This window comes from Chengkuizengella sediminis, assembly GCF_010078385.1.
Classification (GTDB): Bacteria; Bacillota; Bacilli; order Paenibacillales; family KCTC-33759; genus Chengkuizengella; species Chengkuizengella sediminis.
In genome coordinates this window covers 164,217-178,931 of record NZ_SIJC01000009.1, presented here as the reverse complement: position 1 = coordinate 178,931, position 14,715 = coordinate 164,217, and the positions used below count along the sequence as shown (strand labels likewise).

General features: G+C 32.9%; 14 protein-coding genes and 1 pseudogene. 6 read left to right on the top strand and 9 right to left on the bottom strand.

All coding sequences use genetic code 11. The features are described 5' to 3' along the window. A partial coding sequence (locus tag EPK97_RS17100) for a hypothetical protein (RefSeq protein ID WP_162037838.1) occupies positions 1-190 on the bottom strand: 190 nt, incomplete at its 3' end. A 626-nt stretch (positions 191-816) separates the two neighbouring features. Here EPK97_RS17100 and EPK97_RS17095 point away from each other — a divergent pair. Further along, positions 817-1,221: a hypothetical protein gene (locus EPK97_RS17095; RefSeq protein ID WP_162037837.1), complete on the top strand. Its 405-nt coding sequence runs from the start codon at positions 817-819 to the stop codon at positions 1,219-1,221. Positions 1,222-1,611: 390 nt separating this feature from the next. Here EPK97_RS17095 and EPK97_RS17090 read toward each other — a convergent pair whose 3' ends face one another. The 3 genes and pseudogenes from EPK97_RS17090 to EPK97_RS17080 all read right to left on the bottom strand — a co-directional run bounded on the left by EPK97_RS17090 (position 1,612) and on the right by EPK97_RS17080 (position 5,894). After that, positions 1,612-2,565, bottom strand: coding sequence for an NAD(P)-dependent alcohol dehydrogenase (locus tag EPK97_RS17090; protein ID WP_162037836.1), 954 nt, complete (start codon positions 2,563-2,565; stop codon positions 1,612-1,614). Between the two features lie 471 nt (positions 2,566-3,036). Continuing rightward, positions 3,037-3,195 (bottom strand): annotated as a pseudogene (locus tag EPK97_RS17085) (response regulator transcription factor); the annotation flags it as partial. 143 nt (positions 3,196-3,338) lie between these two features. Further along, entirely contained in the window at positions 3,339-5,894 is a 2,556-nt protein-coding gene (locus tag EPK97_RS17080; protein ID WP_420826805.1) for an adenosylcobalamin-dependent ribonucleoside-diphosphate reductase, read from the bottom strand. A 610-nt stretch (positions 5,895-6,504) separates the two neighbouring features. On the opposite strand from EPK97_RS17080, the gene dat reads away from it, so the two are divergent. Next, on the top strand, positions 6,505-7,335 hold the full coding sequence (dat, locus tag EPK97_RS17075) for a D-amino-acid transaminase (RefSeq protein ID WP_162037834.1): 831 nt from the start codon (positions 6,505-6,507) through the stop codon (positions 7,333-7,335). A gap of 165 nt (positions 7,336-7,500) precedes the next feature. Continuing rightward, positions 7,501-8,175: a LuxR C-terminal-related transcriptional regulator gene (locus tag EPK97_RS17070; RefSeq protein WP_162037833.1), complete on the top strand. Its 675-nt coding sequence runs from the start codon at positions 7,501-7,503 to the stop codon at positions 8,173-8,175. 218 nt (positions 8,176-8,393) lie between these two features. On the opposite strand, the gene EPK97_RS17065 is transcribed toward EPK97_RS17070, so the two are convergent. After that, entirely contained in the window at positions 8,394-9,236 is an 843-nt protein-coding gene (locus tag EPK97_RS17065; protein ID WP_420826803.1) for a lipoate--protein ligase family protein, read from the bottom strand. A 223-nt stretch (positions 9,237-9,459) separates the two neighbouring features. Between EPK97_RS17065 and EPK97_RS17060 the strand changes: the two genes are divergently transcribed. The 3 genes from EPK97_RS17060 (at position 9,460) to EPK97_RS17050 (ending at position 13,209) form a co-directional block, all read left to right on the top strand. Continuing rightward, complete coding sequence (locus tag EPK97_RS17060; protein ID WP_162037831.1) at positions 9,460-11,250, top strand: DEAD/DEAH box helicase; 1,791 nt, start codon at positions 9,460-9,462, stop codon at positions 11,248-11,250. Next, a complete protein-coding gene (locus tag EPK97_RS17055) occupies positions 11,247-12,167 on the top strand; it encodes a YqhG family protein (protein ID WP_162037830.1) in 921 nt (306 codons plus the stop codon). The genes EPK97_RS17060 and EPK97_RS17055 overlap by 4 nt, the downstream gene beginning before the upstream one ends. Before the next feature lie 145 nt (positions 12,168-12,312). After that, on the top strand, positions 12,313-13,209 hold the full coding sequence (locus EPK97_RS17050) for a hypothetical protein (protein ID WP_162037829.1): 897 nt from the start codon (positions 12,313-12,315) through the stop codon (positions 13,207-13,209). Here EPK97_RS17050 and EPK97_RS17045 read toward each other — a convergent pair. From EPK97_RS17045 to EPK97_RS17030, 4 genes are all read right to left on the bottom strand, one after another. Then, positions 13,175-13,375: a YqzE family protein gene (locus EPK97_RS17045; protein WP_162037828.1), complete on the bottom strand. Its 201-nt coding sequence runs from the start codon at positions 13,373-13,375 to the stop codon at positions 13,175-13,177. The two genes, EPK97_RS17050 and EPK97_RS17045, sit on opposite strands and share 35 nt — an antisense overlap. 75 nt (positions 13,376-13,450) lie before the next feature. Beyond that, entirely contained in the window at positions 13,451-13,642 is a 192-nt protein-coding gene (locus tag EPK97_RS17040) for an aspartyl-phosphate phosphatase Spo0E family protein (RefSeq protein ID WP_162037827.1), read from the bottom strand. Between the two features lie 361 nt (positions 13,643-14,003). Then, positions 14,004-14,219, bottom strand: a complete 216-nt coding sequence (locus tag EPK97_RS17035) for a hypothetical protein (RefSeq protein WP_162037826.1) — start codon at positions 14,217-14,219, stop codon at positions 14,004-14,006. Between the two features lie 125 nt (positions 14,220-14,344). Continuing rightward, positions 14,345-14,671, bottom strand: a complete 327-nt coding sequence (locus tag EPK97_RS17030) for a hypothetical protein (protein ID WP_162037825.1) — start codon at positions 14,669-14,671, stop codon at positions 14,345-14,347. Positions 14,672-14,715 lie beyond the last annotated feature (44 nt).

Genomic DNA, 14,715 nt, shown 5'->3' with positions numbered 1-14,715 from the left:
GAATCTTCCAACCTTGAATAGGTAATCTAATGTTGGATGGGAAGCAAAATGTCCAGTGACTATCAAACCTAATGTCCCAAAATTCAGGATGAGAAAGAACGTTCAACTTTGAACCGTCTTCTACCTTTTCTTCTCGTGACTTGTAATATTTTTCTTTGGGATGAACATATTTTATATACCTTATATCCATTTTGTCTACCTCCTATTATTAAAGCTATGAGAGTGGGAATTACAAAATAGTTTTACACTATCTATTAACATAGGTGTTTTTTTGTATTTAGTTGTTTTTTTGCTACAACTATTAAAGTTGGACGATTCAACTTCAAATGCAATCATTTCATCTATTTTCTCTATCTTCTTCATGAGATCCCCCTAAATGATAAAGTATATCATAGATAATATATCGAAAGAAAGGAAGGTAATTTCACCTTAGGTACTGCAAATATATCAACCATACCTCTTTTTTCTGTGGTTTCTCATTTTCAAATCTTTTAATTTTGATTATATTTCATTCATTTCATCTTCAATTGATGACATTCTCTTGTTAATCCTTATAATAACTGGACTATAAAGAAGTAACGTTAATATCACAGTTAAAAAAATTTCCATAGAATAACCTCCAAAATAAAAACCAAGCCATATTTTAGAATGACTTGGTCGCTTTCTTATTTTATGATGTAATAACTTCTTTTGAATTCTTTTTTTGCCTCTTCTGTGACTTCATTTAAAATCGTTGATGAGTTTATGAAACACTATGAGATAAAAATTTAATATATAATAAATACATATTTATCAATATTGAAGGAAGTGAAACCATTGAATCTACTGGACTTTACTGATTTATCTTCAGTTCAAATAACTGAAATTTTTAGATTAACCGATGAATTAAGAAACGAGAATGTAAATCAGCTTTTATCTGGAAAAACCTTCATTTTATTTTTTCCTGAATCAAGTATCAGGTCTAGAATTACTTTTGAACAAGGTATAAAAACTTTGGGGGGAGAATGTATACTATTTCCTCCAGAAACTCTTGATAAGAGGGAAAAGTTAAGTGATGTTATTCAATATATCCAAAATTGGGCTGAGGGTATTAAAATGGAGGAATTATCAACACATGCTTCTATACCCGTCATTAATGCGATGTCATCCGAAAATCATCCAATGTGGAGCTCCCTTCAGGTAGAACGACATTGTTATGAAAGATTCAGCATTTATGGTTGAAAGCGAAAAGCCGAAAAAACAAAAAAACGCCCATGAGCGTTTTCATTTACATATTTATACTTAAATGCATTGTTAAACTACAAAGAAAAACCTCTTTATCTAAATATCTTTTTTAACCGTGATATCCTCTAATCATCAAAATCTACCACTCTTTCTTTCATATTAAAAAGCACCCTTCAAGAAGCGCGCCTGTTCTTAAATAATCACAACACTTGTGGAAAATTTAATGTAATAATTAATCAGTGAAATTACAAAGTGTCTTAAATTTAAATCAACAGTTTAGGGAAATTGTTTAGCAGGAGTATGATTCGGGTGATAACATTAGAAAACTCCAAAACCCTTATGGATTATACACATTGTTGTGCGTTCGTTATTCTTATGAACTGAATATTATACAGTTATTACTACATTTCCCTTTTTGTGACCTTTGTCTACGTATTTATGAGCTTCAACTATCTCTTCTAAGGGATAATTCCTGTCTATGACAGCCTTAACATGTCCTGCTTCAATTAGCTCGTTGAGTTTAAGTAGATATTGAGGATGTACCTTTAGAAGTCTATCATCTACTGACACGTATTGCCCATTTTGACTAAGTGCTTTTTTACATTGTATTTTTAGTTTCGAGCTTTTGTTTTTTCCAACAGCATCAAGGATAAAATCATAAAGTTCTAATTGGTTTATAGAATCCTCTTTAGTGTAATCTATCACTATATCAGCCCCCAGAGATTTAACCAATTCTATATTTGATGAGCTGCATAGTGCAGTGACTTCAGCACCAAAATGCTTTGCGAGTTGTATCGCATTAGTTCCTATTGCACCCGAAGCTCCATAAATAAGCACTTTTTGTCCACTTTGAATATCTCCGTCTTTCATGAAATGCATTGCCAGAACTCCGCCATAAACTACTGCTGCAGCTTCTTTATGGGTCATATTGTTCGGTTTTATCGCCAGCTCCCCTTGGGCAGCTTCTTTCGCGGATACACATTTGTACTCAGCATATGCTCCACGGCTATTACCTGTAAATCCATAAACTTGGTCACCTTTTTTAAATCCCTTAATATCTTTGCCTACTGATTCAACGACTCCGGATAATACCAGTCCAATAATAGGATTTCTCGGTTTTGAGAAACCTATAAATAACCTCATCATTAGTTCCATTATTTGCTTTTTTGGGAAACTAGGATTGCCAGGCATTTTAAAGCCCCGGATTACACAATCACTTGCAGTTACTGCAGTTGTGTGTATTTTTATAAGTACTTCATTGTTTTTGGGAATGGGTTTTTCCACTTCGTTAAGTTGAAGGACTTCAGGTGGTCCGTATTTTGAACATATAATCGCTTTCATAATATCTCCTCCTTAATTTATCATAACCACTCATCAACTACTTCTTACACTTCATTAATCTTTCCACTACACTCTTTTTCTCTTTCTCAAGTTATTCTACTTCTATTCATATCTATTCTGTAGCATCACCTTTATCCACTGAGGCAATCCTTACAAACATCTCCACAAATATACCACTAATAATAATGTTAAATATAAAACACCTGCAAACCTTCCGGGATTCATTAACAATAATTTCATTCCCCTTACTCTTTTTTTAATATCGATGATGCTTGCTCTCAGTTATTTAAAGCAGTTTCATTTAAGACTGTAACTATTTTACATCTATTCTTTATAAACCTATAGACACTTTAGTGTTGTTTTTCCAATAAAGGTGTAAGCTGCTCTATTAGCGATATACGAACTGGACTGAGCTGAAGGAGATAATGGAAACTCGTTTTTACTCGACGATTAAGTTCCATTTTAAAAGACTTACAGCAAACCCATCTCACGCGCTTTAGCTACTGCCTCAGTGCGCCTTCTAACCTGGAGTTTATCAAATATTCTTCGATTATGTCCTTTAACAGTGTCTAAGGCAATGAAAAGTCTTTTACTAATATCTTTGTTTGAAAGTCCCTGTCCTATCAGCTGTTTAAGACATCATAATCTCTGAAATAAATTTTTTCCCTCTAATATAAATAAACAAAAAAATTATTAAATATGTCAAAAAAGAGGTGTCTCAACAAAGTTGAAACGCCTCTTCAAATGATTAATACTTTTTATTTATTCATTTATTAGTTACAGCGACTATACCCACAGCTCGCACAGTTTTTACATCCTTCTGAGTTCACCAAACTTGCCGATCCACAGGAAGGACATAAATCTTTGGATTCAATAACTGATACATCATTATCCATAGATTCAGCAACAGTCTCCACTGTTTCAACTTCTATAGAAGCTGCATTTTCGTTATTTTCCATCACTGATGCAGTTTCTTTAGCTTCTTCGATGTGGATCTCCAGTGCTTTAGCAACAGCATCTGCAATGGATTCTACACGATTAGCCCCAAATCCAATCGCACCTGAACCACCAATTCCTTTTAAATGTTTGATTAATAGTTGCTCTTTATTACCGTGATCACCGTAACGAAGGAATAAGGAACATACTCTTCCTAATGCCTCTGACATGGCAAATACATCAGAACCTGCTTTCCCAACATTCATAAAGATCTCACCTGCAACACCATTGATATCATTGATAGTGATATAAGCCATTCCAAAAGGTGTATTAAATTTATAAGTTGAACCTTTTAATACTTGTGGGCGTTTAATATATTGTTTATCAAATACTTGTTCTGTTTTTGCATCTATATTTACTTTTAATGATTCCTTTATTTGACCTAAGTCTTCAGAAGATTTTGCTTCGATTTTCTCTGTACTATCTTCAGCTGCAGCTACTTCATCGATTTCCTCTTCGTTATCGTCCTTATCTGTAGTTGAAAGCACTTGTACGTCACGACTTCCATCTCTATAAATCGTAACTCCTTTACAACCCAGATCAAATGCATATTCATATAACTTTTTCGTTTCTTCAACCGTGAAATCTGCTGAACAGTTCGCAGTTTTTGAAATGGAACTATCTACCCATTTTTGAATCGCCGCTTGTACACGAATATGATCATCAGCTGACATTTGCATGGATGTAATATAATAATCCGGTAAAGGTTGACCTGGATTTTGATCTTGATACTCCTGTGCAATGGGTACAAGCTGCTTGTCATAACCTAAACGGCTTTGTCGATAATATTCAAAGGCAAAATAAGGTTCAATTCCAGTGGATGTTCCTACCATTGTTCCTGTACTTCCAGTTGGTGCTTGTGTAATTACAGTTACGTTACGCATTCCATTCTCTTTTATGGACTCTCCTACTTCAGGAAAAGCATCAACCATATCTTTCATAAATCCACTTTGTAAAAACTTATCTTCAATAAAATGCGTAAATGACCCTTTTTCCCCAGCTATTTCAGAGGATGCAAGGTAGGCTTCCTTTGCCATAAATCCATATATTTTGTCTAAAAATTCAAGCGATTCTGGGCTTCCATAACGAATTTTTAGTTTAATCATCAATTCCGCTAATCCCATTGTGCCTAAACCAACACGACGTTCGCCCTTCTGGTTCTGTTCATTTTCTTCAAAATGATAAGGAGTTGTATCAATGACATTATCCAGAAAACGAGTGGAATAACGGACAACTTTGCCAAGTTCATCCCAATTCACATCATCATTTTCCTCATCATAAAACTTGGATAAGTTCACTGCAGATAAGTTACATACACCCCATGCTGGTAAACCTTGTTCACCACATGGATTTGTACAAATAATCTGATTAAAATACCAGCTATTTGACATATCATTATAATGTTCCATAAACACAACGCCTGGCTCTGCTGATTTCCAAGCAGATTCAATGATTGTATGCCACACTTCACGAGCTTTTACCGTTTTATGAAGAATAACTTTTTTACCTAGGTTTTTCCATTCAGTTAAGTCACCTTTCCATAACTCGTCATACTCTGGATCATCCGTATCAGGAAAAACTAAATCCCAATCTAAATCTTCTTTTACTGCTTTCATAAAACCATTACTTAAACAAACAGATAGGTTAGCATTTGTGATCTCACCCATCTTTTGTTTTACCGTAATAAAATCAACAAGATCTGGATGCCAGTCGTTAATCATTAACATTAAAGCACCTCTTCGGCTGCCTCCCTGTTCAATTAATCCTGTTGTATAACTGAATAAGCCACCCCAAGAAACCGCTCCACTAGATGAACCATTAACTCCTTTTACAACTGCACGGCGCGGACGTAGTGAAGATAAATTGATCCCTACTCCACCACCACGAGACATGATTTCTGTCATTTCGGTTAAAGTTTCCATGATTCCGCCTCTGCTATCATGTGGAGAGGGAATTACATAACAGTTAAACAAAGTTAACTCATCACTTGCTCCTGCACCTGCAGCAATACGTCCACCTGGTACAAGCTTCCAATCATCTAAAATATATTTAAACTTTTCAGTCCATTCCTTTTGTTTTTCAGGAGTAGCTTCAGCAGAAGCCATAGCTTTTGCCAATCGATCCCACATTTCATTAGGTGTTTTTTCCACTGTAAGTGTTAATTTATGAATAGTTGAATCAACAACCTCACCACTACGAAGTTTAACTTGAATATTCTCTCCGTCTCTATGGATCACTTCTCCTACTTCTTTCGTAGGGAATTTAGGATCATCTTTCACAAGCGTTAATACTGTATCTCCAACCTTAGTATGATTGGTATCTGCATCCTTCATCGCATAACGATCCAAAAATATTTTTTCACTTAAACCTTCTAAACGTTTGACTTCTATTGTTTCCAAAAAAACAACCTCCCTGAAAATAAGATAAAACAAATATTTGAATGTCTAAAAAATACAGAAATAAATCGAAATAAGTCTTATAAATTAATCAATTATTTATTTATATACTGTATCTTTTTCTTAGTAGCTAGTTGAAATAATGGGATATGTAACTTATTTGAAGGTAAAAATTTGATAAATTCAGAACTTGCATCCCTTCAAAAAGCACAACATATTGTGTGCGAATACCATTATACAACACTATATGTTGTGTTACTACTTTTTGACCACCCAAATCGGATAAATATAACGAGTTTTTGTCCTTTTTTCTTCTATTTTCTCTTTCTATCTATCTTTTTTTAAAAAAATAGTACTTATATTATTCGACATTATTCCCCTATTTTATATCCATAAAAAACATTTTGACAATAACTTTTCCATTTTGATAAGCTTAAATTTATATATCCAGTTTGGGCATAACTGACTCAACTGTTTGATTTGTTAAAAAAGGATCAATTGAACATCATCAAATACATATATTCAATCATAAAAAAGAGGTGCATTTATGCTTTTATATAATGATTTATTTCTAGATAAAAAGGATGTACACATTTCACATGAAGATAGGGGATATTATTTTGGTGATGGTGTTTATGAAGTCTTCCGCATATACAATGGACAACTGTTTGAAACAGAAAAACACTTACAACGTTTAAAAAGAAGCTGTGAAGAGATCCAAATCACACTTCCTTACACGATGGAAGAAATTGATGATAAACTTTTACAATTAATCCAAAAGTCATTTGTACAGGAAGGTACACTATATCTTCAAATTACTAGAGGAATCGCCCCACGCTCTCACATAATCCCTGAAAACATGAAACCAGTGGTATTAGCTTATTGCAACGAGGTAAAGAGACCTTTAGACAAAATGCAATCAGGAATTAAGGCCATCACCCAAGAAGACATTCGTTGGTTAAGATGTGATATTAAATCATTAAATTTACTTCCTAATACACTTGCCAAACAAAATGCAGTGAAACATAATGTGGACGAAACTATATTTCATCGAGATGGCATCATTACTGAATGCAGTGCCTCCAACATCATGATTGTGAAAAATGGAGAAATACATACGCATCCAGTTAATCACCTTATCTTAAACGGAGTAACTAGAGCCGTAGTCCTCAAGTTAGCGACTGAAGCAGGATTTATCATTAAAGAACAGTCTTTTGATTTGAATCAATTAAAAAGCGCTGATGAAGTATTTATTACTGGGACTACAGTTGAAATTACTCCCATCATCAGCATAGATCAACAAATAGTTTCAAATGGTAAACCTGGAGAAATCACTAGAGAGCTGCAAAAACTTTACGAAAAGTTTGTAGCTGGTTGATAATAACTTTCATCAGTTTGAAAATTTTCCTTAGAATTTTATCCTCACTAAATTAATACAATTTATATATTGAAATAAAAATTTGTATATTTATAATAAATATTATAAATATTATGAATTTTTTTGTAATCCCCACATTGATAAATCCAATTTTGAGGTGGTTTAGTGATTAAAGTGATGATAACTGCATCAGAAAATCAGAAAATCATCATAGAAGGAATAAAACATATATTGGAAAGAGATCATGAGATAGAAGTAATCGCATTAGCTTCTAATAAAGATGAAATGATGAATTTGTGCGAACAATACCATCCTAATGTAGTATTAATGAATGACATAACGTCTGATTTTAATGTCATGGAAGCCATACAAAACATAAAAACAAAGTTCGAGTCAACTCAAGTTATTATTCTAACTGAAAATACGAACAATTCAAATATAATCAATGCTTTCATTCATGGTGCAAATGGATATATGCTGAAGGAAACGAATTCAGACGAATTAATTATGGCTATCAAAAGTGCTGCAATGGGTCTTAGTGTAATGTATAAAAAATCATCGATTCAACTGATGCACCAGCTCCAATATATAAATAGTGACTATAACTCCCCTCCTAAATTAGTTGATGTAAATTTGACAGATAGAGAGCTAAGCATTATTAAACATATTATTAAAGGTATGGAAAACAAAGAGATTGCAAAAAACCTCTATGTATCTGAAGGTACTGTGAAAAATGCAATTTCAAAAATCCTAAAAAAGTTAGATTTGTGTAATAGAATCCAATTAGTCGTGTATGTTATGAAAAATGATCTATTAAACCATAAAAAGCTGACTAGTTGATGAGTATGCTCTTAGTTGAGCAATTCATGTTTCTATAACATTTTTTTCAAGTTTATAATTTCCCTCTATCAATGTGGAGATTACCTTTTTTATTTTTCAGAATTTTTTGAAAATTAAGTCTTTTTTAGATAAACAGGTAGAAAAAAATAAATATACACCTGAAATTTGAATAAATAATAGACGAATGAATGTTATTTATTATCCATTCGTCTTAACCATTATCTTCTAAAATTCCACTCTGCATTCCCATATTTCTCTTTCACCAATCGATCAACAAGCTCCAACTCATATGGAGTTAATGGGCTATCTTCAAGTTCAATCCCCAACCCTTTAGCGATCCCCTTTTTAAAAGCAGCATCTACTTCTGAAAGACTTACTGGCTCTAATGAGAGATCACGTCTTAAATCGTTAATCGCCACTGCTTTTTTTGCAAAGGATTGTTTTAACCGCTCCTTTATTTTAGGATTAGAATATCTCAATAAATCAAATATTAAATCAATATCCAATTCTAACAAAATAGATCCATGTTGTAATACTACACCCTTTTGTCTAGTTTGAGCACTGCCAGCGATTTTACGTCCCTCAACAACAAGCTCATACCATGAAGGGGAATCAAAACAAGCTGAGGAACTTGCAGCCTCATACTTTTGATTTTCCTCTTCTGTAGCTAAATTCACCATTTCAGCCTTTAAATCAAGTGATTTAAAACCAAACAATAAACCTTGACTTAGTACTCGATAAGCCTCATTCACTGTTTTCGGCAGACCAGGATAATCTTCTGATACGATCATACTATAGGTTAATTCTTGATCATGTAAAACAGCTCTTCCCCCAGTTTGACGTCGTACAAAACCAATTCCGTTTTCTTTTACTGCATCAAAATCTATTTCCTCTGACTTCTGAAAATAACCTATTGACAAAGTCGCCGGATCCCACCCATAAAATCTTAATGTGGGAGGAACTTTCCCTTCACTGTGAGCAAGTAAAATTGCCTCATCTATTGCCATGTTCTCTGCTGAAGAATAAACATCTGATTGAATAAAACGCCATTTGTTTTTCATATTCATGATCCTCTCTTATATAAAAACACTAAAATTTCATTTTAAGATTTGTCTCCAGTCCTATCTACATACATCACATCACTTTTGTCGGTATTTTTTTATTATATCAAACTCAAAAACTCAAAAATAGTTATGAAAGTCTTTGAATTGGTGCATACTAAGAAAACTCTGTGACACTGTATTACTGTTAAATGTAATCACAGCTCATATTACATTGAGAGTCATGTTAAAAAGTATTAATTCTAGGAGGGTGCGCAATTTGAATTCAAAGAGTCAAACGAAACACATTCATACATTAAATGAACACCTTCAGATTCATTTTGACCAATCTTGGGTAGAGGATATAGAAAATCGTTTTGAATCTAACGGTCCTTGGGACGATTGGACTTTATATCAACTTGCATATGAATCAGAGAATACTAAGTTAGTTACCGATTTTGATGAATTACAAAGTCTGAATCAACTCTCAAATGTAGAACCTATGCCTCATCAAATTTCAACTGCCAAAAAAGTGCTAACTGGAATGAGAGGTAGAGCAATTTTAGCTGATGAAGTTGGACTTGGCAAAACGATCGAAGCAGGTTTGATTTTAAAAGAGTACATGATCCGACAACTTGTCAAAAAAGTCCTCATTCTAGTTCCTGCATCCCTAGTATTGCAATGGGTTAGAGAATTAAATCAAAAATTTAATATTCCTGCGGTTGCACAAAAAAAAGCTTACATGTGGGATCAATATGATATTATTGTTGCTTCAGTAGACACTGCTAAACGTAATCCCCATCGAGATATCGTTTTGGATAAGGAATATGACATGTTAATCGTTGATGAGGCACACAAATTAAAAAACAAAAAAACAACAAACTATCAGTTTATTAATTCGGTAAGGAAAAAATATTGCTTATTACTTACAGCAACCCCTATCCAAAATGACCTTAAGGAATTATACAACCTAATCACAATTTTAAAACCAGGTCAATTAGGAGGTGATAGTCAGTTTAAAACTAACTATGTTGTAGATAAAAGAATACCAAAAAACGAAATACAGCTGCGTGATGAGTTATCTAACGTTATGATTCGTAATCGAAGAAGTGATGGTTATCTCGATCTTACAAAGAGAAATGTCAAAAATATCTCTCTTACTCTTTCCGATGAAGAATACGATTTATATCAATCGGTCACTGATTTCGTTAGAAAAAGAGCAGAAGATAAAGAAGGTGGAATAAGTCATTTATTCTCTTTAATCACATTACAACGTGAGGTATGCAGCAGTAGAGATGCGGTTTTCCTTACCCTTGTTAATTTATTCAAAAAAACAAGCGAAGACTCACCAGTACGTGCAATGATTTGGGAGCTTGTAGATAAAATCAAAAAAGTAAAAAGTCATACGAAAGCGAAAAATAGTCTTGAACTTATTCAAAAAATTAATGATAAAGTCATTATTTTTACAGAATATCGGGCTACTCAAGAATATTTATTAAGCTTTCTAAAAGAACATCAAATCATTTCTGTTCCATATCGAGGCGGAATGAATCGTGGAAAAAAAGATTGGATGATGGATTTATTTCGTAAAAGAGCTCAGGTTATGGTCGCCACAGAAGCAGGAGGAGAAGGCATCAATCTCCAATTTTGCAATCACGTCATTAATTATGATTTACCATGGAACCCAATGCGTGTTGAGCAAAGAATCGGAAGAGTGCATAGACTTGGTCAAAAAAATGATGTGCATATTTACAATTTATCTACAGAAGGAACCATTGAAGAGCATATTTTACACTTATTACATGAAAAAATAAACCTATTTGAATCTGTCATCGGAGGACTTGATCTCATATTAGAACGTTTAGAGAAAAAATCCTCTATAGAAAAGAATTTATATAAAATCATATTAGAATCACAAAATGAAAGTGAAATGCGCACTAAGTTAAACGACTTAGGGGATTCTTTTACCAAAGTAAAAAGTGAAATTTACAATCATCAAATCATAGACCAACCTGAAACTGAGGTGAACCCATGAATAAAGAACAAATAGACCAATATGTTATGCGGTATTTAGAATCCAAACAATGTCATATCATTGAAAAGGGATCTGATCATGTCGTTGCTCAGCTATCTCCTCAAGCAGATAGAGAGCTGACTAATCGACATTATTATTGGAATTTTGTAGAACGAACAGGAGCTCCTCCAGAAACAATGAGATTAACATTTGTTTTTGATATGGAAAAGTATGAGCAAGCCAAAACAAAAAATAAACTTCAAGAAAAAGAAAATAACACGAATTCAGATACTATTCTTGGGCGATTTTTAGGTATCTCACCTTTTGCTGGAACACAAAGAACCATTCAACAGGATATGACTTTTGGGAGTTTAAAATTAGAGCAATTGTTCCAAGTTGTACAGCAAAACGGTAAATATGTAAACCTATATGAAGTTCCAAATGAAACCTCCGTTTCGGAATCAACTGCTTATATGTCTTGGTTAGGAGTTAATTTCAAAGTAGAGTTCACAAGTGATCTAAAACGATCCGAAATTCATTCTCTTGGTATTTGTTTATCAACTGGGGAAATCAAAACTAATTTTCATGACACCACCTTGCAAATAAACTTAACAGCAAAAATGCCTCCAAACACCCATGTTAGACCTACAATTTCTTTAGAGAGAGCAGTTTCTGAACTACAAAAATATATCATCCAAAAAGTAAAACATGTTGATCAAAAGTGGGCGATAGAAGCACACGATAGACTAAATGAAGAAATTTTAAGAATACAAACTTATTATTCAGATTTAATAGCAGCTGCCGAGGAAGAAGATAAACAGGAGGTAAAGGATTTATTTGAAAATCGTTTACAGGAAGTTAGATGGCAATACGAACCTAAAATACAAGTATCCGTCATCAACTGCGGTTTTTTTTCTCTTTTGTCTGATGATCAATAAATCATTCTTTATGATCTATTGTTTTCTTACAAAAAAACATAAAAAAAGTGCATATTAAACAGACATAGAGTTACAAACTTTTTTGCTTTAATTTTATAAAATAAATGGACAAGCATTTTAAAATATATAAATGGCTGGTGAAACGATGTTAAAATCTATTCGATTATTTATGATTCTTGTTTTACTATTATGTTTTGTGATTAACATTAATCACTCAATGGTCAGTTACGCAACAACGACTCCAAATGTAAAACCTCAAGAAACTTTTGAACAAAATATCAACAACTGGATAAAAACTTTAAAATTACAGGAAGGATTCCATGAATGGGAATACGCATCTTGGAAAAGTTATGCATTAGGACCGGGTACTCATAACCGTTTGATCATTTTATTAAGTAAAAAAACAAAACAGGAAATTGGTTATCTTGTCGTTGGAGCAGACTCAAAAGGAAACTATAAATTAGTTGAATATGGTGCTGGAGAATATCCATTATTTAGTTTAAACACATTACAAACGACATTTGATGTCACTTACCTTAAAGATTTAAACATTCCAGAAATAAAAGATCTAGAAATTGAACAGTTTGTTGAGCGTATATATCCAAATGCACTTGAAGCAGTATGGAAAGTGAGTATCGAACCTTATACTTTTTATATCGATGCAAAATCAGGTGAAATCTATCCTATTGATTCTGATTCTATCAATAAAACACCAAGAGAAATAAACTATACTTTATATGCAGGTACAACATCTTATATACAACATAGTTTAGAAAAAGAAATCTTTGATCCGTTTGAAAAACTAAAATGGGTTTCTAATGATCCACAACTTGTAAATAGTTACGAAGATTTTCAAAAAACATTACTTAATGAAGAGGAAGTAACATATACCGAAAAACTGTTCGAACAGGCAGTAAGAATGCCTTTAGCAGTTATTGGGTATCATCAGTGGAATGAAGGACAACTTTACATTGCCTTAGACCAGAATGGGGTAAGATATATACATTTTATGTCCCTTTATCCTTATGGGCAGTTCTTTTAAATAGCATGTCCATTGCAATAGGAAGCATACCAAACCATTTTGTTTTCCAAGCTTCTTTGTGCTGTTCTTCTTGATTTTTGTTCCGAAGCTCCTTTGGTGTGTTCATATATCTTACCACTTTCTCAGTGATTTCCTTTAATAAATCTTCACCAGAGTTTTTTGCCATTTCATTTTCTCCTTTCAGGTTGGTTACCATTTGATTTATTATTATTGTACCCAAAAATGGAGAAAAATAATTTATTCAAGCTGATTGATGATTGTTTGGAATCGATTTTTTTAATTTCTTTATCGTTTGTAATTGGATGATAAATGTATCCAACTGTTGGCTAACCGCAATGACATGATCGTCTACAAAATCTCCCTTATTTTTGATTAAAACAGTAAGTTGTTGTCGTAATTCTTCAATTTTTTTATTTAATTGTTTTTCATGCATCTATCATTCTACTCCTATTCTCAAAAAGTGACTGAATCTATTATATAATAAATCGCATGTAGAAAAATGGAGAAAATTGTCGTTTGTGTTAAATTTTTTTTATTTTTTTTTAAGGAATATATTTAGGGGATAAATTTCGAAAAAAAGACACACAAAATGGTATGTGAAACTATTTTTTTATCTTTACATTTAGTACTATTGAGTGTATACCACTTTTGCTAAAGGAGGTTATTCATTTGGTAGGTACTATGATCTTAGCTATCATTATGACGATTATCATGACATTATTATTAATTTACGTAACCAATAAAGCATATTCTAGAAAATGGGAAAAAGATGACCATGATCCTGTTTAAGTGTTTTATGGCTCTAGGGACACTCTTTCATTTTCATAAGGCTGATAAATATATTCTCGTGACAGTTTAACCATCTTTCTATTCCGTTTACGTATCATCACAACCTCAGAGTCCCATGCGACAACATTTCCTTTGACATCATTTTTTTCATCATTGTCACGAATGACTCTTATTAAAATGCCACTTACACGATATTCATTTAATCTTTCATCATTAATCATACTTCGCCGCTCCTAAATTTCTAAAATAACATATCTTATTTTTTAAAAAAAGGTCTAAATGGATTCATTTTAGACCTTCTTTATCAACATATTTATTTATTGAGTTCATCTTTTTTGAAATGTGTTTAACCAACGTGCTTCTTAGAATCGTTTTTCTCGAACCAGTCATCTAGTACTTTACTTGACATTACGCGTTCTTCAATGTACTGAACCTGTTGTTTTGTAAAATGGCTTTTCCAGTCAAATGATAGGTCTTCGCAAAGACTTACAATTGTCAATAATTCTGACCAAGCAACGTATCTTTTATACCAGAAAAATTGAGGATGTTCAATCATATAGGGATACAAATCATCAAACTCAGTATGTTTACAGTCAAGAGCACGCTCAAAATGTGTTTTAGCCCCTAATAACTTTTTCACAAAATACGCTAACAAATCATTATCTTTCCCCATAACGTTTTGCCTCCTCTCATTATCTTACCATTATTATAAATGAA